22 protein-coding genes and 2 pseudogenes are annotated in these 22,815 nt (G+C 62.2%); 8 read left to right on the plus strand and 16 right to left on the minus strand.

The genetic code is table 11. The features are described from left to right. Positions 1-49: 49 nt before the first annotated feature. Positions 50-1,870: a cation:proton antiporter gene (locus HU772_RS19325; RefSeq protein WP_186658598.1), complete on the plus strand. Its 1,821-nt coding sequence runs from the start codon at positions 50-52 to the stop codon at positions 1,868-1,870. 19 nt (positions 1,871-1,889) lie between these two features. Here HU772_RS19325 and HU772_RS19330 read toward each other — a convergent pair whose 3' ends face one another. The 6 genes from HU772_RS19330 to ffh all read right to left on the minus strand — a co-directional run bounded on the left by HU772_RS19330 (position 1,890) and on the right by ffh (position 6,037). Continuing rightward, a complete protein-coding gene (locus HU772_RS19330) occupies positions 1,890-2,300 on the minus strand; it encodes an acyl-CoA thioesterase (protein WP_186658595.1) in 411 nt (136 codons plus the stop codon). A 184-nt stretch (positions 2,301-2,484) separates the two neighbouring features. Further along, a complete protein-coding gene (gene rplS / locus HU772_RS19335) occupies positions 2,485-2,835 on the minus strand; it encodes a 50S ribosomal protein L19 (RefSeq protein ID WP_011535315.1) in 351 nt (116 codons plus the stop codon). Positions 2,836-2,878: 43 nt separating this feature from the next. Next, on the minus strand, positions 2,879-3,631 hold the full coding sequence (gene trmD / locus HU772_RS19340) for a tRNA (guanosine(37)-N1)-methyltransferase TrmD (RefSeq protein ID WP_186658593.1): 753 nt from the start codon (positions 3,629-3,631) through the stop codon (positions 2,879-2,881). A gap of 3 nt (positions 3,632-3,634) precedes the next feature. Beyond that, positions 3,635-4,171: a ribosome maturation factor RimM gene (rimM, locus tag HU772_RS19345; RefSeq protein WP_186658584.1), complete on the minus strand. Its 537-nt coding sequence runs from the start codon at positions 4,169-4,171 to the stop codon at positions 3,635-3,637. A 5-nt stretch (positions 4,172-4,176) separates the two neighbouring features. Further along, complete coding sequence (gene rpsP / locus HU772_RS19350; RefSeq protein WP_011535318.1) at positions 4,177-4,428, minus strand: 30S ribosomal protein S16; 252 nt, start codon at positions 4,426-4,428, stop codon at positions 4,177-4,179. Positions 4,429-4,660: 232 nt separating this feature from the next. After that, entirely contained in the window at positions 4,661-6,037 is a 1,377-nt protein-coding gene (gene ffh / locus HU772_RS19355) for a signal recognition particle protein (protein WP_186658580.1), read from the minus strand. Positions 6,038-6,379: 342 nt separating this feature from the next. Here ffh and HU772_RS19360 point away from each other — a divergent pair, with 342 nt between their 5' ends. The 3 genes from HU772_RS19360 (at position 6,380) to HU772_RS19370 (ending at position 9,933) form a co-directional block, all read left to right on the plus strand. Then, positions 6,380-7,189, plus strand: coding sequence for a cytochrome C assembly family protein (locus tag HU772_RS19360; RefSeq protein ID WP_186658577.1), 810 nt, complete (start codon positions 6,380-6,382; stop codon positions 7,187-7,189). A gap of 9 nt (positions 7,190-7,198) precedes the next feature. After that, entirely contained in the window at positions 7,199-8,386 is a 1,188-nt protein-coding gene (locus HU772_RS19365) for a transporter associated domain-containing protein (protein ID WP_186658575.1), read from the plus strand. A 242-nt stretch (positions 8,387-8,628) separates the two neighbouring features. Beyond that, positions 8,629-9,933, plus strand: coding sequence for an MFS transporter (locus HU772_RS19370; protein ID WP_186658557.1), 1,305 nt, complete (start codon positions 8,629-8,631; stop codon positions 9,931-9,933). Positions 9,934-10,056: 123 nt separating this feature from the next. Here HU772_RS19370 and purT read toward each other — a convergent pair whose 3' ends face one another. From purT to HU772_RS19395, 5 genes are all read right to left on the minus strand, one after another. Then, positions 10,057-11,238: a formate-dependent phosphoribosylglycinamide formyltransferase gene (gene purT / locus HU772_RS19375; RefSeq protein WP_186658554.1), complete on the minus strand. Its 1,182-nt coding sequence runs from the start codon at positions 11,236-11,238 to the stop codon at positions 10,057-10,059. A gap of 74 nt (positions 11,239-11,312) precedes the next feature. Further along, positions 11,313-11,780, minus strand: a complete 468-nt coding sequence (locus HU772_RS19380) for a VUT family protein (protein WP_186658552.1) — start codon at positions 11,778-11,780, stop codon at positions 11,313-11,315. A 142-nt stretch (positions 11,781-11,922) separates the two neighbouring features. After that, positions 11,923-12,117, minus strand: a complete 195-nt coding sequence (locus HU772_RS19385; RefSeq protein WP_186658549.1) for a DUF1289 domain-containing protein — start codon at positions 12,115-12,117, stop codon at positions 11,923-11,925. Beyond that, positions 12,110-12,634 carry a gamma carbonic anhydrase family protein gene (locus HU772_RS19390; RefSeq protein WP_186658546.1) on the minus strand — a complete coding sequence of 175 codons (525 nt, stop codon included), beginning with the start codon at positions 12,632-12,634 and terminating at the stop codon, positions 12,110-12,112. The genes HU772_RS19385 and HU772_RS19390 overlap by 8 nt, the downstream gene beginning before the upstream one ends. A gap of 43 nt (positions 12,635-12,677) precedes the next feature. Beyond that, entirely contained in the window at positions 12,678-13,277 is a 600-nt protein-coding gene (locus HU772_RS19395) for a CoA pyrophosphatase (RefSeq protein WP_186658543.1), read from the minus strand. 135 nt (positions 13,278-13,412) lie between these two features. Here HU772_RS19395 and HU772_RS19400 point away from each other — a divergent pair, with 135 nt between their 5' ends. Continuing rightward, positions 13,413-13,967 (plus strand): NUDIX hydrolase, encoded by a 555-nt coding sequence (locus HU772_RS19400; protein ID WP_186658540.1) that lies wholly within the window; start codon positions 13,413-13,415, stop codon positions 13,965-13,967. 20 nt (positions 13,968-13,987) lie between these two features. Beyond that, positions 13,988-14,551, plus strand: a complete 564-nt coding sequence (locus tag HU772_RS19405; RefSeq protein ID WP_186658538.1) for a L,D-transpeptidase family protein — start codon at positions 13,988-13,990, stop codon at positions 14,549-14,551. A 67-nt stretch (positions 14,552-14,618) separates the two neighbouring features. Here the strand turns inward: HU772_RS19405 and HU772_RS25035 are convergent, their stop codons facing one another. The 5 genes and pseudogenes from HU772_RS25035 to HU772_RS19425 form a co-directional block, all read right to left on the minus strand. After that, positions 14,619-14,801, minus strand: a complete 183-nt coding sequence (locus HU772_RS25035) for a hypothetical protein (protein WP_225923055.1) — start codon at positions 14,799-14,801, stop codon at positions 14,619-14,621. 82 nt (positions 14,802-14,883) lie between these two features. Then, positions 14,884-15,006, minus strand: a pseudogene (locus HU772_RS25135) (type VI immunity family protein); the annotation flags it as partial. Between the two features lie 13 nt (positions 15,007-15,019). Then, positions 15,020-15,649 carry a type VI immunity family protein gene (locus HU772_RS19415; RefSeq protein ID WP_186658535.1) on the minus strand — a complete coding sequence of 210 codons (630 nt, stop codon included), beginning with the start codon at positions 15,647-15,649 and terminating at the stop codon, positions 15,020-15,022. A 30-nt stretch (positions 15,650-15,679) separates the two neighbouring features. Further along, on the minus strand, positions 15,680-15,883 hold the full coding sequence (locus HU772_RS19420) for a hypothetical protein (RefSeq protein WP_186658533.1): 204 nt from the start codon (positions 15,881-15,883) through the stop codon (positions 15,680-15,682). A gap of 71 nt (positions 15,884-15,954) precedes the next feature. Beyond that, positions 15,955-16,191, minus strand: a pseudogene (locus HU772_RS19425) (type VI secretion system Vgr family protein); the annotation flags it as partial. Between the two features lie 469 nt (positions 16,192-16,660). Here HU772_RS19425 and HU772_RS19430 point away from each other — a divergent pair. Together HU772_RS19430 and HU772_RS19435 are read left to right on the plus strand one after the other, a co-directional pair. Then, a complete protein-coding gene (locus tag HU772_RS19430; protein ID WP_225923056.1) occupies positions 16,661-18,295 on the plus strand; it encodes a ShlB/FhaC/HecB family hemolysin secretion/activation protein in 1,635 nt (544 codons plus the stop codon). 32 nt (positions 18,296-18,327) lie between these two features. Beyond that, on the plus strand, positions 18,328-22,728 hold the full coding sequence (locus HU772_RS19435) for a hemagglutinin repeat-containing protein (protein ID WP_186658524.1): 4,401 nt from the start codon (positions 18,328-18,330) through the stop codon (positions 22,726-22,728). The last annotated feature ends 87 nt before the right edge of the window (positions 22,729-22,815 follow it).

A 22,815-nucleotide genomic window follows, 5' to 3' on the forward strand; every position in this document is an offset into this window, starting at 1 on the left:
ACGAAAAGGCGCTTAGTCTTTCATAACCAGGCATGCAGAGGGAGCCCGCGTGAACGAACAGCAAATTCTTTTGAGTGTCGGCGGCATCGGCGCGGCCGCCCTGCTCTGCCAATGGCTGGCCTGGCGCCTGAAATTGCCGGCGATCCTGTTCCTGCTGCTGTGCGGCATACTTGCCGGGCCGATTCTGGGCTGGCTGCAGCCCCAGGCCCTGTTCGGTCCGCTGCTCATGCCGCTGGTTTCCCTGGCGGTGGCGCTGATCCTGTTCGAAGGCAGCCTCACCCTGCACCTGTCGCAGTGGCGCGAGATCGGCAGCGTGGTGCATCGCCTGGTCACCCTCGGGGCGCTGAGCACCTGGCTGGTGATCGCCCTGGCCACCCATTGGCTGCTGGGTTTCGATTGGCCCCTGGCAATCCTGTTCGGCACCCTGACCCTGGTCACCGGCCCCACGGTGATCGTGCCCATGCTGCGGGTGGTGCGGCCGAAGGCGGCGATTGCCAACATCCTGCGCTGGGAAGGCATTGTCATCGACCCGATCGGCGCCTTGCTGGCGGTGGTGGTCTACAGCTTCATCATCGCCAGCGCCGCCGACAATGGCCTGAGCCAGAGCCTGGTGACCTTCGCCGGGGTGATCCTCTGCGGCAGCGCGCTCGGCGCCGCGGGTGGCTGGGTGCTGGGGCAGGTGATGCGCGAGCAGTGGCTGCCGGAATACCTGCACAACCTCGCCTCGCTGGCAGCGGTACTGGGCATTTTCATCGCCGCCAACCAGATCGTCCATGAGTCAGGGCTGCTGGCAGTCACCATCATGGGCATGTGGCTGGCCAACATGCCCGGCGTGGATGTGCGGCAGATCCTGCACTTCAAGGAAAACCTCAGCGTATTGCTGATCTCCGGCCTGTTCATCCTGCTGGCGGCGCGGCTTGACCTGCATGCGTTGCTGGCCCTGGGCCCGGCGGTGCTGGCACTGCTGCTGGTGATCCAGTTGCTGGCGCGGCCGCTGAACGTCTGGCTGTCGACCCTGGGTTCGCCATTGAACTGGCGCGAGCGCGCGCTATTGGCCTGGATTGCGCCACGGGGCATCGTCGCCGCGGCGGTATCGGCGATCTTCGCCATCCGCCTGGACGAGGCCGGTCATGAAGGCGCGCTGCTGCTGGTGCCGCTGACCTTCGCCGTGATCATCGGCACCGTGGTACTGCAAAGCGCCACGGCAAGGCCCCTGGCTCGCCTGCTCAAGGTTGCGGAGCCGGCACCCAGCGGGTTTCTCATCGTGGGCGCCAACCCACCCGCGCGCGCTATCGCCAAGGCGCTGCAACAACTCGGCTGCCGGGTGCTGCTGACCGATTCGAGCTGGGAGAACATTCGTGCCGCGCGCATGGATAACCTGCCGACCTACTTTGGCAACCCCGCCTCGCAGCACGCCGATGCCCACCTTGACCTGGTTGGCCTGGGCCATCTGCTCGGGCTGTCACCGGCGGGCGAGCTCAATGCGCTGGCCTGTGCGCGCTTTCGCCATGACTTCGGCCAGGCCCGGTTGTTCGTGCTGGCCAGCGGTCTGGAAAAACAGCGCAGCGACAAGCACCGGGCCAGCGAGGAACACCGTGGGCAATTGCTCGGATCGAGCCCGATGACCTATGGACAACTGGCCAAGCTGCTGCACCAGGGTGCCGAGCTTTACAGCACCACACTGACCGAGGCCTTCGATTGGGGTGACTACCAACAACTGCATGGCTCGCGGGCCACGCTGCTGTTCGCCCGGGACGGGCAAGGCTGGGTGCATGTGGCCAGCCCGGACAATCCGCTCAAACCGCAGCCTGGGTGGACACTGGTGGCGCTGGTGGAGCCGGAGCTGACCGAGCAGCCTGTGGCGCATTGATCCATGTATGGCGCGGCAATCAGGCCAACGGCAGCACCGGCACCGGGCGCTTGTCTTCGTCGATGGCGACGAAGCTGAACACGCCGTGAATGGCGCGCTCGCGGCCATCCAGGTACATGTTCTCGACGAACACATCCACCTGTACCTGCAAGCTGGTGTTGCCAACCTTGACCACGCTGCCGACCAGCTCGACGATCGAACCGGCCGGAATCGGGTGCTTGAAATCGATGCGGTCGGTGGACACGGTCACCAGCGGCAGACGGCAGAAGCGCGTAGCGGCGATGAACGACACTTCGTCCATCCAGGCCAGCGCCGTGCCGCCGAACAGGGTGTTGTGGTGGTTGGTGGTGTTGGGGAACACCGCCTTGGTCACGCGGGTCACCGACAACTCGGTGCGGCGCTGGATTTCCTGGTCTCGGGACGTCGTCATGAGGTTCACATCGCTAAGTCTGAAAACAAGGTCACCTGCTTCGCGGGTAAACCCGCTCCCACAGGTTCATGATGCTCTGCGGGTGTACCCGCGAAGCAGCCAACACAAAACGCAAAATGCAAAAAAGCAGCCCGAAGGCTGCTTTTTTCTCGCATGGGGCCTCAGGCCGCCAGGCAAACTGTACTCAGGACAGTTTTTCCTTGATGCGAGCGGCTTTGCCGGACAGGTCGCGCAGGTAGTACAGCTTGGCTTTACGCACGTCACCACGACGTTTCACGGCCAGGCTGTCGATCTGCGGGCTGTAGGTCTGGAAGGTACGCTCTACACCAACGCCGCTGGAGATCTTGCGCACGGTGAAGGCGCTGTTCAGACCGCGGTTACGCTTGGCGATAACGACGCCTTCGAACGCCTGCAGACGCGAGCGGTCGCCTTCCTTCACTTTAACCTGGACGACAACGGTGTCGCCTGGTGCGAAGGTCGGGATCTCTTTGCTCATCTGCTCGGCTTCGAGCTGCTGGATGATCTTGTTGGTCATGCTGTGCTCCTAAGATGGATAACGCGATCCACCATCGATACGTTTAACTATCGTCCCGCTCGCGAAGGTATTCGTCGAGCAGCTTCTTCTCTTCTCCAGAAAGCGAGCGACTTTCCAGAAGATCGGCGCGTCGTTCGAAGGTCCTACCAAGGGACTGCTTCATCCGCCAACGCCGGATATGTGCATGGTTGCCACTTAGCAACACGTCGGGAACACGCTGATCCGCATACACCTCAGGTCGGGTGTAGTGCGGGCAATCCAGCAGACCGTCGGTGAAAGAATCTTCCTCCGCCGAGTCCACATGCCCTAAAGCTCCGGGCAGCAGCCGTGTAACCGCATCGATCAGTACCATGGCCGGCAGCTCGCCACCGGAAAGCACATAGTCGCCAATCGACCACTCCTCATCGACATGAGCCTCGATAAAACGCTCGTCGATGCCTTCATAACGACCGGCGATCAGGATCAACGATTCCTGTTCGGCCAGGCCTTTGACCGCTTGCTGAGTCAGCTTGCGGCCTTGCGGCGAAAGGTAGATCACCTTTGCCGTTGCTCCGGCGACCTGCCTGGCGTTGACCAGGGCGTCTTCCAGAGGCTTGATTTTCATCACCATGCCCGGACCACCGCCAAACGGCCGATCATCTACCGTATGGTGACGATCTGTGGTGTAGTCCCGCGGGTTCCAGCAAGTCACCTGAAGCAACCCCTGTTTCACCGCACGGCTGGTAATGCCGTACTCCGTGATGGCCGAGAACATCTCGGGGAACAACGTGATGACGTCTACGCGAAGGTTACCCATCGTTTAGAAGTCCGCGTCCCACTCAACCCGCATCACGCCTGCTTCCAGGTCGATACCGAGCACGCATTGCGCCGTATAGGGCAACAGACGCTCGCGATCATCCAGGCTGCCTGCGCAGGGCTTGACCACCATTACATCGTTCGCGCCGGTCTCCAACAGGTGATCGATCGTGCCGAACAGTTGTTCGTCCTGATTGATGACCTTCAGGCCCACCAACTGGTACCAGTAGTACTCGTCGGCTGCCAGGTTGGGCAAAAGGCTCCGCGCAATGCAGATTTCGTAACCGCTCAGAAGACGGGCTTCATCACGATCATCGAGGCCTTTGAGCTTCACGACCAGGCCCTTCTGGGAGCCACGACCGCTGACCAGCTCGACCTGCTTTACCTTGCCTTCATGCCGAAGCATCCAGCGCGGATAATCCAACAGGTTTTCAATCGGATCGGTAAAGGAGTACACCTTCACCTCGCCGCGAACGCCGTGAACCGAAAAAATCTTGCCAACGACGATGAGGTCGTCAGCCTTTTCTGGCGTCGCGTTCATACTGCTCAGGCTGCAGCCTTGGCAGCTTCCTTCAGCAGCTGAGCAACACGCTCAGACGGCTGTGCGCCCTGGCTCAGCCAGTAGGTGACGCGCTCTTGGTTGACCGACAGCTTGACTTCGGCGCCCGATGCGATCGGGTTGAAGAAGCCAACGCGCTCAACGAAACGGCCGTCACGGGCGTTACGCGAGTTGGTCACGGTCAGGTGGTAGAATGGGCGCTTTTTCGAGCCGCCACGGGCCAGACGAATGGTTACCATGTGAACATCGTTCCTATAGTCGGTGCTGCAAAACTGAATGCCCAATGGGCACACGGGTGCCCAAAAGGCCGCATATTCTCGGGGAATACACGGACATTTGCAAATGCCTTTTTCGGCAAGCCGTTGGCCCACCGTTCAGTTCCGCCGGTTTCAGCCGCCTCGCGGCGGCCATGTTCCCGCTTGAGCGGGGTCTGGCCAGCCTCCTTGATACAAGGAAGCCGGCCGGATTCGTTTACAGTTTCGGCATGCCGCCGCCTGGCAGCATTCCGCCAAGGCCGCGCATCATCTTGGCCATGCCGCCCTTGGCGGAGAATTTCTTCATCATCTTCTGCATCTGTTTGTGCTGCTTGATCAGCCGACCGATGTCCTGCACCTGGGTGCCGGAGCCCAGGGCGATACGGCGCTTGCGCGAACCGCTGATCAGGTCGGGGTCGCGACGCTCGGCCGGGGTCATGGAGTTGATGATCGCCTCCATCTGCTTGAACTGCTTCTCGGCAGCGCCCTGGGCATTGCCCATTTGCGACAGGTTGACGCCGCCGATGCTCGGCAGCTTGTCCATCAGGCCGCCGAGGCCGCCCATGTTCTTCATCTGTTGCAACTGGTCGCGGAAGTCCTCGAGATCGAAGCCCTTGCCCTTCTTCAGCTTCTTGGCCAGCTTGTCGGCCTTGGCCTTGTCGATGTTCTGCTCGGCCTGCTCGATCAGGCTGAGCACATCGCCCATGCCGAGGATGCGCGAGGCAATACGATCAGGGTGGAACGGCTCGAGGGCCTCGGTCTTCTCACCCATACCGATGAACTTGATCGGCTTGCCGGTGATAGCACGCACCGACAGCGCGGCACCACCCCGGGCGTCACCGTCGACCTTGGTCAGCACCACGCCGGTCAGCGGCAGGGCATCGCCGAAGGCCTTGGCGGTGTTGGCGGCGTCCTGGCCGGTCATGGCATCGACCACGAACAGGGTTTCGATCGGCTTGACCGCGGCGTGCAGGGCCTTGATCTCATCCATCATGTCGGCATCGACGTGCAGGCGACCGGCGGTATCGACGATCACCACGTCGATGAACTTGAGCTTGGCCTCGCGGATCGCCGCCTCGGCGATGGCCACCGGCTTCTGGCTGATGTCGGACGGGAAGAAGGTCACGCCGATATCGTTGGCCAGGGTCTCGAGCTGCTTGATCGCCGCCGGGCGGTAGACGTCGGCGGACACCACCATCACGCTCTTTTTCTTGCGTTCTTTCAGGTGGCGCGCCAGCTTGCCGGCGGTGGTGGTCTTACCAGCACCCTGCAGACCGGCCATCAGCACCACGGCGGGCGGGGCGGCATTGAGGGCCAGCTCTTCGTTGGCCGCGCCCATCAGGCTTTCCAGCTCGGCCTGGACGATCTTCACGAACGCCTGGCCCGGAGTCAGGCTGCGCGACACCTCGGTGCCGACCGCGCGCTCCTTGATGCTGTTGACGAAATCCTTGACCACCGGCAGGGCGACGTCGGCCTCGAGCAGGGCCATGCGCACTTCGCGCAGCGTGTCCTTGATGTTGTCTTCGGTCAGCTTGGCCTTGCCGGTGACATGGCGCAGCGTCTGTGACAGGCGGTCGGTCAGGTTTTCGAACATGGTGATCCTTACAGGCCCAGTGAAGCCGAGGTTTTTCAGGTGCCCGGGGGAAAGTACACGCGCGCCGGGCACAGCAAGGCGGCGATTATAGCGGAGAGCGGCGGCGGCGCACACCTTGGAGCAGACCCTGTGGATATTCGGTGACCAGGCCGGCCTGATTCGCGGGTAAACCCGCTCCCACAGAGATCATGCACGCCCCTGTGGGAGCGGGTTTACCCGCGAAGTGGCCGGCATATAAGGTACAAGTCGCTCGCCAGGCACCGGTGCAAGGCTTCCCGGTCTTCCTTGCCCACCGCGATCTATGCCAAACTTCGTCCCTTTAGGGCTTGCCTGCCAGGACTTATGTTCTCTTCACCCAGCCTCATTCCCAATCTGATCGCCGCCTTCCTTTATCTGGCTGCGACCGTCTACCAGGCCACCGGCCTGGCCCGTGGTGCCCGAGCCGACAAACGGCTGCTCGGCGTGCTCGGCGCCCTGGCGGTCGTCGCCCAGGGCGGCGCCCTGTTCTTCCAGCTGATCACGCCGCTGGGCCTGAGCCTGGACTTCTTCAGCGCGGCCAGCCTGATCGCCGCGGCGGTCATCGGCCTGACCTTGCTTGCCTGCCTGAGCATCCCGGTGGAAAACCTGCTGGTGCTGCTGTTCCCGCTTGGCGCCGTCACCGCGCTGCTGGCGCAGTTTGCCCCACCCGGCACGGTGCCGCTGATCAACGAAGAGCCCGGTATCCTCGCGCACATCCTGCTGTCGATCCTGGCCTACGGCCTGTTCACCATCGCGGTGTTCCAGGCGTTGCTGCTGTTGCTGCAGGACCACCAACTGAAGAACAAGCACCCATCCGGGCTGATCCGCAACTTCCCGCCGCTGCAGACCATGGAAAGCCTGCTGTTCGGCTTCCTCTGGGCCGGTTGGGGCCTGCTGTCGCTGTCACTGGTTTCCGGCTGGTTGTTCCTCGACAACCTGTTCGCCCAGCACCTGGTGCACAAGACCCTGCTGGCCTGCGTGGCCTGGGTGGTGTTCAGCGTGCTGCTGTGGGGCCGCACCCGCCTCGGCTGGCGCGGCCACAAGGCAATCCGCTGGACCCTGGCCGGTTTCTGCCTGCTGATGCTGGCCTATTTTGGCAGCAAGCTGGTCCGCGAATTCATCCTGCATATCTGACGGCCAACCATGGACAGCCTGCCGTACGCCCCGCTGCTCGGCATCATCGCACTGGCCCTGTTGTGGTCGGCGCTGTTCACCGCAGTGGACGTCGCCCGCCAGCACCTCAACGGCCATGGCGAACCGCCCCTGCCCGCCCAAGGCCTGGTGCTCGGCGCCAGCTTCGGCAAGCTGTTGGTGCTGGGCCTGGCCTGCCTGGTCGGCCAGCGCCTCAGCGGCGAGCACGGTTTCTGGCTGGCCGGCCTGGGTGCCGCGCTAGGCCTGCTGGTACTTGCCGAATACCTGCCACGGCGCCTGGCCCGGCGTAATCCACAAGCGTTCATCAGCCTCGGCGCCAGCCTGCTCAAGCTGCCGTTGGCCATACTGCAGCCGTTGGGCTGCGTGCTCGACGGCTGCGCCCGGCTGATCCTGCGCCCGTTCCGCGTGCAGCCCATGGCCGTGGCCGTGCATCCGCTGCAGGAAGAGGCACATGACGAGGACGAGTCCGGTGACAACAATCGCCATGGCCTGCTCGACGGCTTGCAGGCGCTGGACAAGATCACCGTCAACGACATCCTGGTGCCGCGCAACGAAGTCGATGGCATCAACCTCGACGACGCCATCGAGCGCATCATCGAGCAGTTGATCGTCAGCCGCCACACCCGCCTGCCGGTCTATCACAGCGACATCAACCAGGTAGAAGCGGTCCTCAACACCAAGCTGATCAGCCACCTGCTGCCACGGGGCGAACTGACCCTGGAGAAACTCCAGGCGGCCTGCTATGAGCCCTACTTCGTCCCCGAGAGCACCCCGCTGCAAGTGCAGTTGCTGAACTTCCACAAGCAGCAGCGGCGCATGGGCGTGGTGGTCGACGAGTACGGCGAAGTGCTGGGGATCGTCACCCTGGAAGATATCCTCGAGGAGATCGTCGGCGAGTTCGAGGACGAACACAGCCTGGACAACCCCCATGTCCACCCCCAGGCGGATGGCCGTTTCATCATCGAAGGCACCGCCTCGCTGCGGGAAATCAACCGCACGCTCGGCTGGCACCTGCCCTGCGATGGCGGGCCGAAGACCCTGAACGGCCTGGTCACCGAAGCCCTGGAAAGCATCCCCGCCAGCGCAGTTTGCCTGAGAATTGGCAGATATCGGCTGGAAATCCTCGAAACCGAGGATAATTGCGCAAGCAAGGTACTGGTCTGGACAGTAACTCGGTAGCTATACTCGGACCACGCTTACCCAGCCCTGCCGTCCCGCCTGCTACCCGCACCCGGCGCCCCACGGCCAATGTGCACCACTGACACGCCCCGTGGCCCTGCTTCAACACCCCGAACAGCGCCCGCTCCCGCCTACCCCTTGGGCTATCGTCAGTCACGCGACTCATAACAATTCGCTCCGGCTCCCGTGTGCCCGCCACATGGGCCGTGCCCCATGGAGCAACGACTGTCAGGGACCTTTGCATGACTACCAGCAGCACCTACGCCGAACCTGCCACGGCCACCCCGGTCAATTCACCTGCCCGGGTGGCCACCGCCAGCTTTATCGGCACCGCCATCGAGTTCTACGATTTCTATGTCTACGCCACTGCCGCCGCGCTGGTGATCGGCCCGGTGTTCTTCCCCTCCGGCTCCGGCACCGCGCAAATGCTCGCGGCCTTCCTCACCTTTGGCATTGCCTTCCTCGCCCGGCCTCTGGGCTCGGCGCTGTTCGGCCACTTCGGCGACCGCATCGGGCGTAAATCGACCTTGGTTGCCTCGCTACTGTTGATGGGCGTCTCCACCACGCTGATTGGCGTACTGCCCGGCTACGACAGCATCGGCGTCTGGGCGCCGATCCTTCTGTGCCTGCTGCGCTTCGGCCAAGGCCTGGGGTTGGGTGGCGAATGGGGTGGCGCGGCGCTGCTGGCCACCGAGAACGCCCCTGAAGGCAAGCGTGCCTGGTTCGGCATGTTCCCCCAGCTTGGTCCATCGATTGGTTTTCTCGCCGCCAACGGCCTGTTCCTGACCCTGGCCCTGGTACTCAGCGACGAACAGTTCCGCGAGTGGGGCTGGCGCATTCCCTTCCTGCTCAGCGCCGCGCTGGTCCTGGTCGGGCTCTACGTGCGCCTGAAACTGGAAGAGAGCCCAGTCTTCGCCAAGGCCGTGGCGCGCCACGAGCGGGTGAAGATGCCGGTGATCGACCTGTTCGCCCGCTATTGGCTGCCGACCCTGCTCGGCGCCGCGGCCATGGTGGTGTGCTATGCGCTGTTCTACATCTCCACGGTGTTCTCGCTCAGCTACGGCGTGACCACGCTGGGCTACAGCCGTGAAACCTTCCTTGGCCTGCTGTGCTTCGCCGTGGTCTTCATGGCCCTGGCCACGCCGCTGTCGGCCTGGCTCAGCGACCGCTACGGGCGCAAGCCGGTGCTGATCGTCGGCGGCCTGCTGGCCATTGCCTCGGGCTTCACCATGGAGCCGCTGTTGACCTCGGGGTCGACCACCGGGGTGGCGCTGTTCCTGGCCATCGAACTGTTCCTGATGGGGGTGACCTTCGCGCCGATGGGCGCGCTGCTGCCGGAGCTGTTCCCGACCCATGTACGCTACACCGGCGCCTCGGCAGCCTATAACCTGGGCGGCATCGTTGGCGCCTCGGCGGCACCGTTCTTTGCCCAGAAACTGGTGAGCATGGGGGGATTGAGCTGGGTGGGCGGGTATGTATCGGTGGCGGCGGTGATCAGTCTGATTGCCGTTTTGTGCCTTAAAGAGACCCGCGATACCGCGCTTTGAAACCTTGGGGCTGCTTTGCAGCCCTTTCGCGGCACAAGGCCGCTCCTACAGGAGATTATGCGATCCCTGTAGGAGCGGCCTTGTGCCGCGAAAGGGGCGCGAAGCGCCCCCAGCAGTATCAGGTCAGAACTCGACTTTGACGGCTTGCGAGGCACGGGTCGCCTTGGCCCGGGCGGCCTCGACCGACTCGTCGCGGGCCAGGCACACGCCCATGCGACGGGTGCCGTTGATCTCTGGCTTGCCGAACAGGCGAATGGCGGTATCCGGCTCGCTCAGGGCGGCGCCAAGGTTGGCGAAACTGGTCTGCTGCGACTGGCCTTCCGGCAGGATCACCGCCGACGCCGACGGGCCGAACTGGCGCACCACCGGGATCGGCAGGCCGAGAATGGCCCGGGCATGCAGGGCGAACTGCGACAGGTCCTGGGAAATCAAGGTCACCAGGCCAGTATCGTGCGGGCGTGGCGAGACTTCGCTGAACCACACCTGGTCGCCCTTGACGAACAACTCCACGCCAAACAGGCCACGCCCGCCCAGCGCATCGGTGACCGCCTGGGCCACCCGCTGCGACTCGGCCAGCGCCTTCGGGCTCATGGCCTGGGGCTGCCACGACTCCTGGTAGTCGCCCTTCTCCTGGCGGTGGCCGACCGGCGCGAGGAAGGTGGTACCGCCAACATGGCGCACGGTCAGCAGGGTGATTTCGTATTCGAAGTCGATGAAGCCCTCGATGATCACCCGCCCCTTGCCGGCGCGGCCGCCTTCCTGGGCATAGTCCCAAGCCTTTTGTAGATCGTCGGCGCTACGTAGCAGGCTCTGGCCCTTGCCCGAGGAACTCATCACCGGCTTGACCACGCAGGGGTAGCCGAGGTCGGCGACGGCCTTGCTGTAATCCTCGAAGGTGTCGGCGAAGTGATACGGCGAAGTGGGCAAGTCCAGCTCTTCAGCGGCCAGGCGGCGGATGCCTTCGCGGTTCATGGTCAGCTGGGTGGCACGGGCAGTGGGCACCACGTTGAAGCCTTCGTTTTCCAGCTCCACCAGGGTAGCGGTGGCGATGGCCTCGATCTCGGGGACGATGTAGTGCGGCTTCTCCGCCTCGATCACCGCACGCAGGGCGACGCCGTCGAGCATGTTGATCACGTGGCTGCGGTGCGCGACCTGCATGGCCGGAGCATTGGCGTAGCGGTCCACGGCGATGACCTCGACACCCAGGCGCTGCAACTCGATCACCACTTCCTTGCCCAGCTCGCCGCAGCCGCACAGCAGTACACGGGTCGCAGTGGGCGACAATGGGGTTCCGATACGGGTCATTTCAGGTCCTCGAAGGCGTCCGGGGCCGCGCCACGCTGGCTGCCGCCCGCTGAAAAATGGACCGGTATTCTACATCAGGATGTGGCCACCGCGCGCCGTGCGCGCCAGGCCATGATCAGCCAGACCGCCGTGACCCCGGCGAACTTCGAGGCCAGCGCGGTGCCGACCACCGCGGGCGTCAGCGCGCCGATCATGCCGAAGAAGATGAAGGTGTCCACCGGGATGCTCAACGCCGAACTCAGCCACAGGCGGTCCCGCAGCGGGCGGCGGGTAACACTGAACACCAGCCAGTCGATCAGCTCGGAGACAAAGAACGCGGTGGCGCTGGCCAGGGCGATGGCCGGCTCCGAGGTGGCATAGGACAACACCAGCGCCATCAGCATCGCCAGCAGCGCGCCGTGGCCGTAGCGGGTCTGCACCATGTCGCGCAGGATGAACACCAGGCCGCCCCAGGCGGACCAGATAACGTCCAGGTGCGGTGCGCTGGAGAAGGCGTAGTTGATCAGCACCACGCTGCTGATGTAGGCGATGAGATAGAACATGGTTTGTGTGTTCGGTGGGCCAGCCACACAGAGTACTTGAATTTGCAGTCAGCGCCAGACTCTTCGCGGGTAAACCCGCGCCCACAGCAGGGGTGCGATCCCTGTGGGAGCGGGTTTACCTGCGAAGATGCCCGCGCAGATTCTACGATCCGATGATCAGCCCGGCCGCCAGCGCCCGCTCATGGCACTTCTTCAGCACCTCTCGGCGCTGCTCGTTGTCCATCCGCCCCCAGCGGGTGATCTCGTCGACCGTGCGCTGGCAGCCGGTGCAGATGTCCTGCTCGTCCAGCGCACAGACGCTGACACAAGGCGAGGCGACCGGCTTTTCATCACTCATCGTCAAGCACCAGGTCGCGGGCGTAGCGCTGGGCGTTATGCACGTAATGGGCGGCGCTGGCCTCGAGCATGCGTTTCTGCTGCTCGGTCAGCTCGCGCACCACCTTGCCCGGCGAGCCCATCACCAGCGAACCGTCGGGAATTTCCTTGCCCTCGGGAATCAACGCATTGGCGCCGATGATGCAGTACTTGCCGATACGCGCGCCGTTGAGAATCACCGCATTGATGCCGACCAGGCTGTAGTCGCCCACATCGCAGCCATGCAGCATGGCGTTATGGCCGATGGTCACGCCCTTGCCGATGTTCAGCGGCGCGCCCATGTCAGTGTGCATCACCGTGCCGTCCTGGACGTTGCTGTCCTCGCCGATGTCGATCAGCTCGTTGTCGCCCCGTAGCACCGCGCCGAACCAGACGCTGGCCCCGGCCTGCAGGCGCACCTTGCCGATCAGAGTAGCGTTGGGTGCGGCCCAACTGCTGGGATGGGTCTCGACGCGCAGGTCGCCCAGGCGGTATTTCATGTGTTGCTCCTCACGGTGAAGGCGTTGGCGGGGTCGGCCCCGCTCAGTTCTTGATGAAACGCTCTGGGGGTTGGTGCAGGCTGATGCCGGCATCGAACAGCAGGTTGACCAGCTCGACGATCATGATCGCCGACAGCCCCCAGATCTTGTAGTCGCCGTAGCGATAGCTGGGCACGTACCAACTGCGACCCTGGTAGTCGATACGGTGGGTATGGTCGCGGGGGTCCTGGCGGAAGAACTCCAGCGGTACGCTGAAGACGGCGGCAATTTCCGCATCGTTGGCCCGGTATTCGACATAGTCGGGAATCAAGCCGACGAACGGAGTCACCTTCAGCCCATGCAACGACACCAACGGACTGAGCGGCCCGACGACCTCGACCAGTCCAGGCGGCAGGCCGATTTCTTCTTCGGCCTCGCGCAGGGCGGTGAACACCAGGTCCGGGTCTTCCGGATCACGCCGTCCGCCGGGGAACGCCACTTCGCCACCATGGGTGGACAGCCCCTTGGCGCGCAACGTCAGGACCAGCTCCGGGTCTTCGCTGCGGGTAATGGGCAGCAGCACCGCCGCTTCGGGGAAACGGCGATCCGTCTCCAGTGACGCGGGGGTATGGTTGCTCATTCGGCGAAGAAGCTCGTCCAGCATTACGCACTCTCGATTCCAAGGCCTGCCCCGCATGATGCACCAAAGCCGCCAAGCACCCAAGCCCCGCCCGGGGGCGCTTGCGGTGGCCGGGCCAGGCACGCCAAGATAACCCGATCCCACAGGAATGAATAAAGCATGAAATTCTGCAGCGCGTGCGGCCAACCGGTTACCCAACGGATCCCCGAAGGCGACAGCCGCCTGCGGTATGTCTGCGACCACTGCCAGACTGTCCACTACCAGAACCCCAATATCGTTGCCGGGGTGCTGCCCACCTGGGGCAGCCAGGTGCTGCTGTGCCGCCGCGCCATCGAGCCACGCCGAGGCTTCTGGACCCTACCCGCCGGTTTCATGGAGAACGGCGAGACCCTGGACCAGGCCGCCCGTCGCGAAACCGTCGAGGAAGCCTGCGCCCGGGTCGGTGAAACGCACCTGTACCAGCTGTTCGATCTGCCGCACATCAACCAGGTGCACGTGTTCTTCCGCGCCGAACTGGCCGACCTGGACTTCGCCGTGGGGGTCGAGAGCCTGGAGGTGCGCCTGTTCGAGGAACATGAGATCCCCTGGGGCGAGCTGGCTTTCCGCACCGTCACACGCACACTAGAATGCTATTATCGCGACCGCATCAGGCAGCACTACCGGATAGGCCATGAATACCTGCCGCCGATGAACGTTTCGTCGCCCACCATTTAAGTCTTCAGGGATACGGTTTCATGCGCTGGTTGCTTGCCCTCTTCTGCCTCAGTGTCGCCTCGGTGTCGCAAGCCGCCTTCACCGAGACCATCATCCGCAAGACGCCGTCGGCCGCGCCTTCGCCGGTCCAGCCCGCCGCTGGCAGCGCTCAGCAGGAACGGCTGATCGACAAGGTGCTGGTAATCAAGTCGGAGCGGCGCCTGCAACTGATCAGCCGCGGCGAACCGCTCAAGACCTACCGCATCTCCCTTGGCAAGCAGCCCAAGGGCGCCAAGGAACGCGAAGGCGACAAGAAGACCCCCGAAGGCCTTTATTGGCTGGACTGGCGCAAAGTCAGCGACCGCTACAACCTGGCCATGCACATTTCCTACCCTAATATCAGTGATGCCGCCAAGGCGCGCAGCGAAGGAGTGCCGGCCGGCAGCATGATCATGATCCACGGCACGCCGATCAACGAGGAATACCCGGAGTGGTACTTCCACACCCTGGACTGGACCGAAGGCTGTATCGCCATGCGCAACGACGACATGCGCGAGGTGTGGAGCATGGTCAAGGATGGGACCATGATCGAGATTCGACCCTGATGGTCAATCACGCCTCGATGAGGCAGCCCCCCTCGGCATAAGCGCCAGCACGCCCTTTACAGCGCCTTCAACCGTCAAAAGGCTTGCCTGGAACTGAGGCGAGAAAATCATCAAGGTACTGCTTGTTGCTTGCCGCTTGCTCCCGCTCGGCGGGCGAGACCCAACGGTACTGGGGCGGTGTCGTGGGCCGCGCCACCCCCGGCGGCAAATCGAAGCGTCTGAGCCAAGCATTGCTGAGAAACTGATTCATCCGTAGCTCCCCCCACGACCGAACCATAGTGCATCGCCCCCAGATCCATCACCCGCAAAGCCTTGATGGTCTCGTTGACGCTTACATAATGCTCGGGCCGCGTATCGACGCCCACTTTCCACAGTGCCGGCCAATCGCCTGCGCGCAACAACGTCCCCGACGCTAACGGCCAAACGCCAATCCTTACATCATTCAGCGCCTGCAACAGCTCGTCATGGCTACCTAGGCTCTGTATGAAAAGTCTTGAGACGAAGGTCAGGCAAGGCGAAAACAGCCGAGGAACGGTCGGAGTCGCGCACGACTTTACGGGTTGTAAATGAGCATTCCGAGGCTGTTTTCAACGCAGCATCACCGAGTACCAAGGCTTTTCGTACAGAGCCTAACTTCCGCATCCACGCGCTATTGATATAGGTATACCAATTCAAATTGCTGTACCCCAACCGCCACCCCGGATGAGCCCGGGGTCGAGCGATATCCAGGCCCTGGTAAGCCGTCGCTAGTTCAAATTCAATATGTTGAAAGTCTTCCCATTGGTAGGTGTGTTGTATGCCCAGGCCTGCCGCCGCATGCAAAGGCTCAAGCAGGCTGCACATCTCCTTGAACAACCCTTCGAAATGCGTCTTTCGTCCGTCGAGGATTTCCTCTACAGGCAGGTAGAAACGCAGGGGCGTCAAGGTACCGTGGATATCTTCCATCCAACCTGCTGGTGAATAGCCGTCGATCATGTAGCTGGGTACTGCGCCAAACCCCTTCACAAAGGCCCAACGGAAGGCCAGGGGCTCAGCGACACCGTCCCCCGCCAGGTACACCAGCGTTGCCTTTGCAGTCTGAGCGCTATAGTCATGCACCTGCAGCTCATCGGCACCGATATACCCCCATTACAGATGGCCACCGTATTCACGGCAAAATACCTCCACAGCCTGCACAATGCGTCGCCGTCCCTCTGGGGTATACGCGCGTGCGATATGAAAGGCTGCCACCAGCCCAACATTGATGACCACGCATTCTTCATCCAATTCATCGTAATAAACGAAGTCTTCACGCCAGGCCTCGAACGCCTCAACAAACGTATTTTCATTCATCGAGATTCACCGTTGCATTCTCCCAAAGCACATAGGTTGTTGCAGAGGTCGATGATTGATAGTCACGCCATGAAGGTGCTCACGAAACCGTGTACATGGCGCAGGGGACGCTCACCGGCGTAGAGGGTGAACAATGCAGGCTTATCGAGCACAAGGCCAAAATCGATATTATCTTCATGGCTGACCAACTGCAGAGTCAATGTGAACGGTGCGCTGATCGCTTCGACCAGCGTGAATGAGACCACCTCGAACTCGATCGGCCCAGCCAAGGGTTGGAAGCTGAAACGTAGACCTGACTGTCTGTACATAGACTTTCTTCCGGCCAGGGTTCGCAAAAGAGAATGTTTCACAGACTAAGCAGACGAAGGGCTCAGTTAAACAAACCATTTGATCACTAAAAATTGCAAACCCCAGGAAAAACCTAACACCCACTCAAGAAAAATCGTTCAACTACAAACTTCAGCCCCTTCCGATTAAACGTCCACATACACCTTTGCCCTCGCCAATCATATTTAGACCCATGCTGCCCCGTTCAAGGCCAAGCCCACAAACCTTTGAGCGCAATCAAGTTTTCTTGCGATTTCCAGCCCTGCTTACAGACTTTTCCCACGTAGCACGCCAATACCCTCCCACATCCAAGGTGGGAATTTGAGACATTCAAATGAATGTTTATTTTTTTAGAGTGCTCGCAAGTTCTACGTAGCTTCCTACATATATTTGCGAGGTTCCTAGATGTTGTCGTGGGAAATCCCCCACAGGGTAATCCTGTGCGCCGCTATGGCACTGCTCCCCCTCACCAGCCTCAAGGCCGATCCAGCCAGCCAGCAACTGCGTGAGCAACAGCAGGGGCTGCACCAACAGGAACGCCTGCAACAGCTGGAACGCTGGCAGCGTGCGCCGCTCATCGAGCCCCATGCTGACTACGACACCGCCAACCCTCGGCGTGGCTCGCGCTGCTGGTCGATCACCGGCGTGCGACTGGACGGCAATCGACACCTCGGCCAGGCGCAGTTACAGCCTGTGGTCCAAGCCCTTTCACAACCTTGCATGGGTGTCGCCGACATCCAGCGGCTGCTCGTAGGGCTGACCCAGCGCTATGTCGAGGCAGGCTACCCCACTGCCCGCCCGTACCTGGCCCGCTACCCGGAGCACGGCCAACCACTCGATATCACCCTCGTCGAGGGTTTCATCGAGTCGATCGAACTGGCAGACCCCGACCTGCCCCTGTCGCTACGCGGTGCCTTTCCCGACATACCGGGCAACGCCCTGTACCTGCCCGACCTCGAACAGGGGCTTGATCAGCTCAATCGGCTAAGGGCGTACGACCTGGGTATCGAACTGCTGCCCGGCACGCAATTGGGTGGCACCCGGGTGATCGTCGAACCACGCCGGGTAAGCGCACCCTGGCACCTGGACGCGCGCTTTGACAACCGCGGCAGCGCACTGACCGGACGCCATCGCCTGAGCCTGGGCTTGGGCCTGGACAGCCCGCTGGGCCTGAACGACGACCTGCGCCTTTCACTGGTTTCCACGGTGTTCGATGCCCCCGGTCGAAGCCAGGGCGCCAGCCTTTACTACGGCCTGCCCTACGGCCCCTGGACCTTCAGCCTCAATGCCAGCCAGATGCGTTATCACGCCCCGCTGGCGCAGACCCGCTTCACCAGCAGTGGCCAAAGCGAACTCTTCGCCCTAGGTAGCGAGCGTGTGCTCTGGCGTAACCAACGGGGCATGCTCAGCGCCAGCGCACGGGTGGAACATAAGCAACTGACTAACCACATCGGCCGCACGCTCATCGCTCTGCAAAGCCCCACCCTCTCCAGCGTGGAAGCCGGCCTCAACCTGCTGTGGCTCGACCATGGCCTCTGGAGCGCCTACGCCGGCGTCAGCCAGGGCGTGGACTGGTTCGGCGCCGACCAGCCACTGCCAGATGCCAGGGCCCCTCGCCCAGACTTCACCAAGTACCGCGCCAACCTGTTGCACCTGCGCCAGGGCTCCGCTCAATGGCCCTGGCACTGGCAGAGCGAGCTGGCCCTGCAATACAGCCGCGACCTGCTGCCCGCCGTAGAACAAGTGCAACTCACCGACCACACGGCGGTGCGTGGTTTTCGCCAGCACACCATGGCCGGTGCCAGCGCCGCCGTGTGGCGCAACACCCTCAGCCAGCCACTGCCGCTGGATTGGGCCCGGCCTCTGCAAATGCGCCCAAGCATCGGCCTGGACATAGGCTGGACCCGCTTCAGCCAAGACAGCCCTTCACAACGCCTGGCCAGCGCCAGCGCGGGGCTCGAACTGACCCTGCCACCGACCAGCCGACTGCGCCTCGACTACCAGCAAGCCCTGTATGCCAGCGATCGTCCAACCAAGACCTTGGAAAAAGGGTTCTGGGTCATGGAGTGGACCCTCGCGCTCTGAATCCCCTTCCCTCCCATCATGAGAACTTCGTCATGACTCGATCAACCTGTACTTACACCGCCACCAAACCCAACAAGCTGCGCTGGGCAATCGCTCTCGCCATCCTGGGTAGCACCCACGCCCAGGCGGAAGTTCTGCTCAGGCCAGAAACCGATAATCCACAAATCATCGACCACAGCCATGCCGCGCCTGTGGTCAACATCGCCGCCCCTGATGCCAATGGCCTGTCCCACAACAAATTCCTCGACTACAACGTCGGTCAGGTGGGCCTGGTCTTGAACAATGCCCTGGGGAACGGGCTGTCGACCCTGGTCGGTGAGCTGTCCGCCAACCCCCGATTCCAGAGCCAGGCGGCCTCGACCATCCTCAACGAAGTGGTCGGCCACAGTGCATCGCTCATCGCAGGGCCTCAGGAAATATTTGGCCAGCGCGCCGACTACCTGCTCGCAAACCCCAATGGCATTGCCGTCAACGGTGGGCACTTCATCAATACCGCCACCGCCAGCCTCGTGGTCGGCACGCCCGTCTTCCAGGACAATAAACTGCACCGTCTTTCGACCGAACACGCCAAGGGAGCCCTGCAAGTACAAGCGCGCGACAAGGACAATCCCGGCCTACGCAACATGGAGGGCGCCCTGCACTTGATCGCGCCGCGCCTGGATAGCACAGGACAACTCGCGGCGAAGGATGAACTACAGGTCGTCGTGGGGCGCAATCGTGTCGACAGCGCCACAGCCGAGATCGCTGAAATCTTCCAGCCCGAATCGGTCAGTATCGATGCACAGCTGCTGGGCGCGATGAACGCGGGCCGCATTCGCCTGAAGAGCACGGCCTTGGGCGCGGGCGTGCGCATGGGGCCGACCTGGGTCACCTCGGGCAGCGACATCAGCCTCGAGTCTGCCGGGGCGCTGGACATCGTCGGCGAGCATGATCGCCCGGTATACCTCGATGCCAAGCACGGCGCGTTAAGCCTGAGAAGCGTCGATGATATGCAATTGACGTCTGTCGGCGCCCGTGCCCAACACATCGCGATAGAATCGGGCAATAAGCTGAACGTGAATGCGTCAGGACTGAATCTCCCTACGCAATCGCCTCCTGACCACATCACAAAGTATGAAGCCAACAAGCTTCGAAGCGCTGGCGACGTTACGCTGACATCCGCTGACCACATGAAATTGACAGGCGTCCAAGTGGTCGCTGCGGGGACGCTACACCTCGAAAGCAACGACAGCGTGGAGATTCTTGCCGGCCTGTATGAAGGACAATCCGAACAGGACGCTGAAGACCATCACAGTATCCATACCAGGCAAACCGCGATCAGTAGCCGACTACAAGCACAGGACATAGACATTGAGGCGGCTGCAGATTTGATTGTCCGAGGCAGCGCGCTCAACAGTTCCGGCGCCCTGAAGGCCAACGCCAAAACGGTTACCCTGGAGCACCAGACGCTGTTTGAACGCTCAGACACAAACCGTCAGAGCGGGCACCTCAATAGCACGTATACATGGAGCGCCGCCGCCAGTGCTCTACAAGGCCAATCCCTGGATATCAGAGGCGAAGACGTCAGAATCACCAACAGCCATCTGACCAGTTACGGCGACGCCCATCTGGAAGCCAGCGCGGGCCCACTGGTGCTGGAAAGCGCTGAAACGACCACGAGGTCTAGTCAGTTCACGCCAGGCTTGACATTCTTCGACAAACCGATCGGTCACGAGAGTACGCAGACCACGAGCAAGAAGGCTCGCCACAGCACTGTCACCTCACAAGGCAACCTTGCGCTGAAGAGCGCCGGCGAGTTGCGGATACACGGCGCCGACCTCAAGGCTACACGTGATCTCAGCTTGCGTGCCGGTGGTGAACTGACCCTCGACAGCAGTACGTCGAGCCTCGCAAGCACCCAATCGATTCTGGACCCTGGCTTCGCCGCAGGCATTCGAGAAACGCTGGATCCGCAGGATGGCAAGCCTGGCTCCCGCCAGTGGGAATTTTATGTGGGTATCGAGCGCCCCGAGCAGACCACCGAGAAATCAGAGACCACACAAAACGCCAGCACGGTGAAGGGCGCAACCGTGAGCCTCGAAAGTGGCAGCCTCGTACTGGCCAATGGCGCCCAGATCAGCGCCAGCCAGGGTGATCTAACCCTGAAAGGCCCGACCGTTTCCATTTCCGCCGCCTATGACAAAGCAGAGGGCAAACTGCAGCTCTCCAACCTCGGCGCAGGCTTGTCATACAGCGCGGGCGTCGAGCGAATCGGCAGCGCCTGGGAGGGCAGCCGCGAAAATCAAATGTCGCATGCCACCATCAGCAAAGCGTTGCTCAGTGAGCTCTCGGCTAACGGCAACATTACTATCACCAGCGACAGGCTGCTCACCGAAGGCGCCCGGGTCACGGCTGGCAAGGCTCTGCAGATCGATACCGGCAACATCAGCAACCGCGCCGCCAAGGAAGTCGTCGAGCGCACCAGCCTGATCGACAGATGGCGAGCCAGCATCGGTGTCAGCTTGGAGTACTTCGGCTGGACCAAACCAATAATCGAAGTCATTGACAACAAGCCCGCCGATCGCTTCCAGCAGGCCTCCATAGAGGAAGCGCTTTCGCCGCCTAGCATCGGCGTAGATGTAACCTGGCGCATGAAGGACCGCGTCGAGTCCGAGCATGACTCCAGGGCCAAGGTAAGCGAACTGAACGGCGCGACGATCAAGGTCAATGCGGATGTCATCGATGACCAAGGCACCGTCTGGCGCGCGAACACCGGCACACTGGACATCACTGCCAGACAGCACCTCCACCTGGCGGCCGAGAACAGCAGCGAACGCCACGTGAAAAATCTGGATGCCAGTGCCGACCTGCGCGTGGACACGACTACCGGCAAGGATGTTGGCATTCGCATCGCAGGCAAGAGCGAGGCACTCGACAGCCTGCAATCGACCAGCACCGCCGTGCGTGGCCATCTTGACGGGCATGGAGGGGTGTCACTGAAGCTCAGCGGTGATGGCCTTTACAAAGGCAGCCAGATCACCTCGAAAGACGGAAAGGTAACCATACGCGCCGGCGGCGATCTTGCCTTTACCCCAGGCACCGACGTCAGCGGTTCGACCGAAGAGCAAGTGAAGCGCAACGGCCGGATCAAGCTCAGCACCAAACCGGGTGAGAAAGGCGGCGAAGCTCGCGGCTACGTGGACCTGAACAATAAGTACACCACGCAGACCACTGCCCAGGTGGCGCAAATCGACAGTAAAGGCGAAGTCATGATCAGCAGTGGTCTCGAGCAATCACACGAAGGCACACGCATCAACAGTGAACAAGGCATCAGTCTGTACAGTGGCAAGCGCCTGAGCATTACGGAGGCGCGCAATGTCCAACAGGTTGACGGCAACCGCTATGACGGTGGCTTCGAGCTGGTCGCCAAGCTGGGCGCCACCCGGGGCGGTGGACTTGGCGGCCACCTTGGTACAGGCACCCTGGATGAGAATGACAGCCAGGCCGTAGGGGCAATATTGAGTACCGAGGGCAAGCTGACGCTCAGCAGCCGTGCACAAGATGACCAGGCCCTGCACCTGCGTGGGGTGCAGGCCTCAAGCGGCCTTCTGGACCTGCAAGCAGGCATGGGTGGCATGCTGATCGAAGCATCGGACGACCGCGAGCTGCATGACAGCCTCGATGTGACCGGTGGCCTGGGCGTGATCAGCACCAAGGGCGGCACCGATACCCGAGGCATCTTCGCTCGCGCCAAGGTCGAACTGGATCGACGCGACAACCAGACCTGGAATGCCAGCACCCTGAAGGCCAACCATATCAATCTGAACAGCCTAGGCGATACGCGCCTGGAAGGCGTAAGCCTGCAAACCGGGACCCTCGACGCCAAGATTGGCGGTGATCTGCACATTGCCAGCCGCCAGGACAAGGTCAATACCTTGACGGTGAAGACCGACCTGGGCGGCAGTCATGAAAGAAACCCTCAAGGTTTCCTGACCGCCGTCAACGCTGTGGGTGGACGTTGGGGCAAGGAAGCCAAGGAGCAATTGGGCGACCTGCACAAGCAGAGCGAGCATGGCACGTTGATGGTCGATGTGTTGCGCGAGGTGCGCGATGATGTGCAGCACCAAGCCGTCATCGCGGCCAGCGAAGGTATGAATCTGAAGGTCGGCGGCACCACGCGCTTGGTAGGCGCCCGCCTGGAATCCGCCGCAGGTGATGTCAACCTCGAGACGGGCGAGACCTCCACTGAAACGTTGAACGGCAGCAGCTACCATCGCGCGGTAGCGGTCAACCTGACCAACTACCTGCCCGAACTGGTCATGATGGTGGGCCGTAGCGCGCAGAATCAGGACCCTCTCAAAGGCGAAAATCCGGTGGATCTGCTTCTGCTCAAGACCAGTGGTCATGCTGTCGAAGGGCAGTGGACGCCCTATGTCAAAGGTCAGATTGACTGAAACCCGTACCGCCGGCTCCCGCAGCACTTGAGGCCTGCCTCGACCTGCAGGAGCCAGCCTTGCTGACGAATCAGGCGACGCGGGGCC

This window comes from Pseudomonas xantholysinigenes, assembly GCF_014268885.2.
GTDB classification, from domain to species: domain Bacteria; phylum Pseudomonadota; class Gammaproteobacteria; order Pseudomonadales; family Pseudomonadaceae; genus Aquipseudomonas; species Aquipseudomonas xantholysinigenes.

Excerpts from the sequence above, each read along its gene's own strand:
- rpsP (WP_011535318.1), bottom strand. The coding sequence starts at position 4,428 with ATGGTAACCATTCGTCTGGCCCGTGGCGGCTCGAAAAAGCGCCCATTC.
- HU772_RS19380 (WP_186658552.1), bottom strand. The coding sequence starts at position 11,780 with ATGTTCTATCTCATCGCCTACATCAGCAGCGTGGTGCTGATCAACTAC.
- HU772_RS19420 (WP_186658533.1), bottom strand. The coding sequence starts at position 15,883 with ATGAATGAAAATACGTTTGTTGAGGCGTTCGAGGCCTGGCGTGAAGAC.
- HU772_RS25035 (WP_225923055.1), bottom strand. The coding sequence starts at position 14,801 with ATGAATCAGTTTCTCAGCAATGCTTGGCTCAGACGCTTCGATTTGCCG.
- HU772_RS19385 (WP_186658549.1), bottom strand. The coding sequence starts at position 12,117 with ATGAGTGATGAAAAGCCGGTCGCCTCGCCTTGTGTCAGCGTCTGTGCG.
- rimM (WP_186658584.1), bottom strand. The coding sequence starts at position 4,171 with ATGAACGCGACGCCAGAAAAGGCTGACGACCTCATCGTCGTTGGCAAG.
- ffh (WP_186658580.1), bottom strand. The coding sequence starts at position 6,037 with ATGTTCGAAAACCTGACCGACCGCCTGTCACAGACGCTGCGCCATGTC.
- HU772_RS19360 (WP_186658577.1), top strand. The coding sequence starts at position 6,380 with ATGTTCTCTTCACCCAGCCTCATTCCCAATCTGATCGCCGCCTTCCTT.
- HU772_RS19405 (WP_186658538.1), top strand. The coding sequence starts at position 13,988 with ATGCGCTGGTTGCTTGCCCTCTTCTGCCTCAGTGTCGCCTCGGTGTCG.
- HU772_RS19330 (WP_186658595.1), bottom strand. The coding sequence starts at position 2,300 with ATGACGACGTCCCGAGACCAGGAAATCCAGCGCCGCACCGAGTTGTCG.
- HU772_RS19395 (WP_186658543.1), bottom strand. The coding sequence starts at position 13,277 with ATGCTGGACGAGCTTCTTCGCCGAATGAGCAACCATACCCCCGCGTCA.
- HU772_RS19430 (WP_225923056.1), top strand. The coding sequence starts at position 16,661 with ATGGCACTGCTCCCCCTCACCAGCCTCAAGGCCGATCCAGCCAGCCAG.
- rplS (WP_011535315.1), bottom strand. The coding sequence starts at position 2,835 with ATGACCAACAAGATCATCCAGCAGCTCGAAGCCGAGCAGATGAGCAAA.
- purT (WP_186658554.1), bottom strand. The coding sequence starts at position 11,238 with ATGACCCGTATCGGAACCCCATTGTCGCCCACTGCGACCCGTGTACTG.
- HU772_RS19400 (WP_186658540.1), top strand. The coding sequence starts at position 13,413 with ATGAAATTCTGCAGCGCGTGCGGCCAACCGGTTACCCAACGGATCCCC.
- HU772_RS19390 (WP_186658546.1), bottom strand. The coding sequence starts at position 12,634 with ATGAAATACCGCCTGGGCGACCTGCGCGTCGAGACCCATCCCAGCAGT.
- HU772_RS19365 (WP_186658575.1), top strand. The coding sequence starts at position 7,199 with ATGGACAGCCTGCCGTACGCCCCGCTGCTCGGCATCATCGCACTGGCC.
- HU772_RS19435 (WP_186658524.1), top strand. The coding sequence starts at position 18,328 with ATGACTCGATCAACCTGTACTTACACCGCCACCAAACCCAACAAGCTG.
- trmD (WP_186658593.1), bottom strand. The coding sequence starts at position 3,631 with ATGGGTAACCTTCGCGTAGACGTCATCACGTTGTTCCCCGAGATGTTC.
- HU772_RS19370 (WP_186658557.1), top strand. The coding sequence starts at position 8,629 with ATGACTACCAGCAGCACCTACGCCGAACCTGCCACGGCCACCCCGGTC.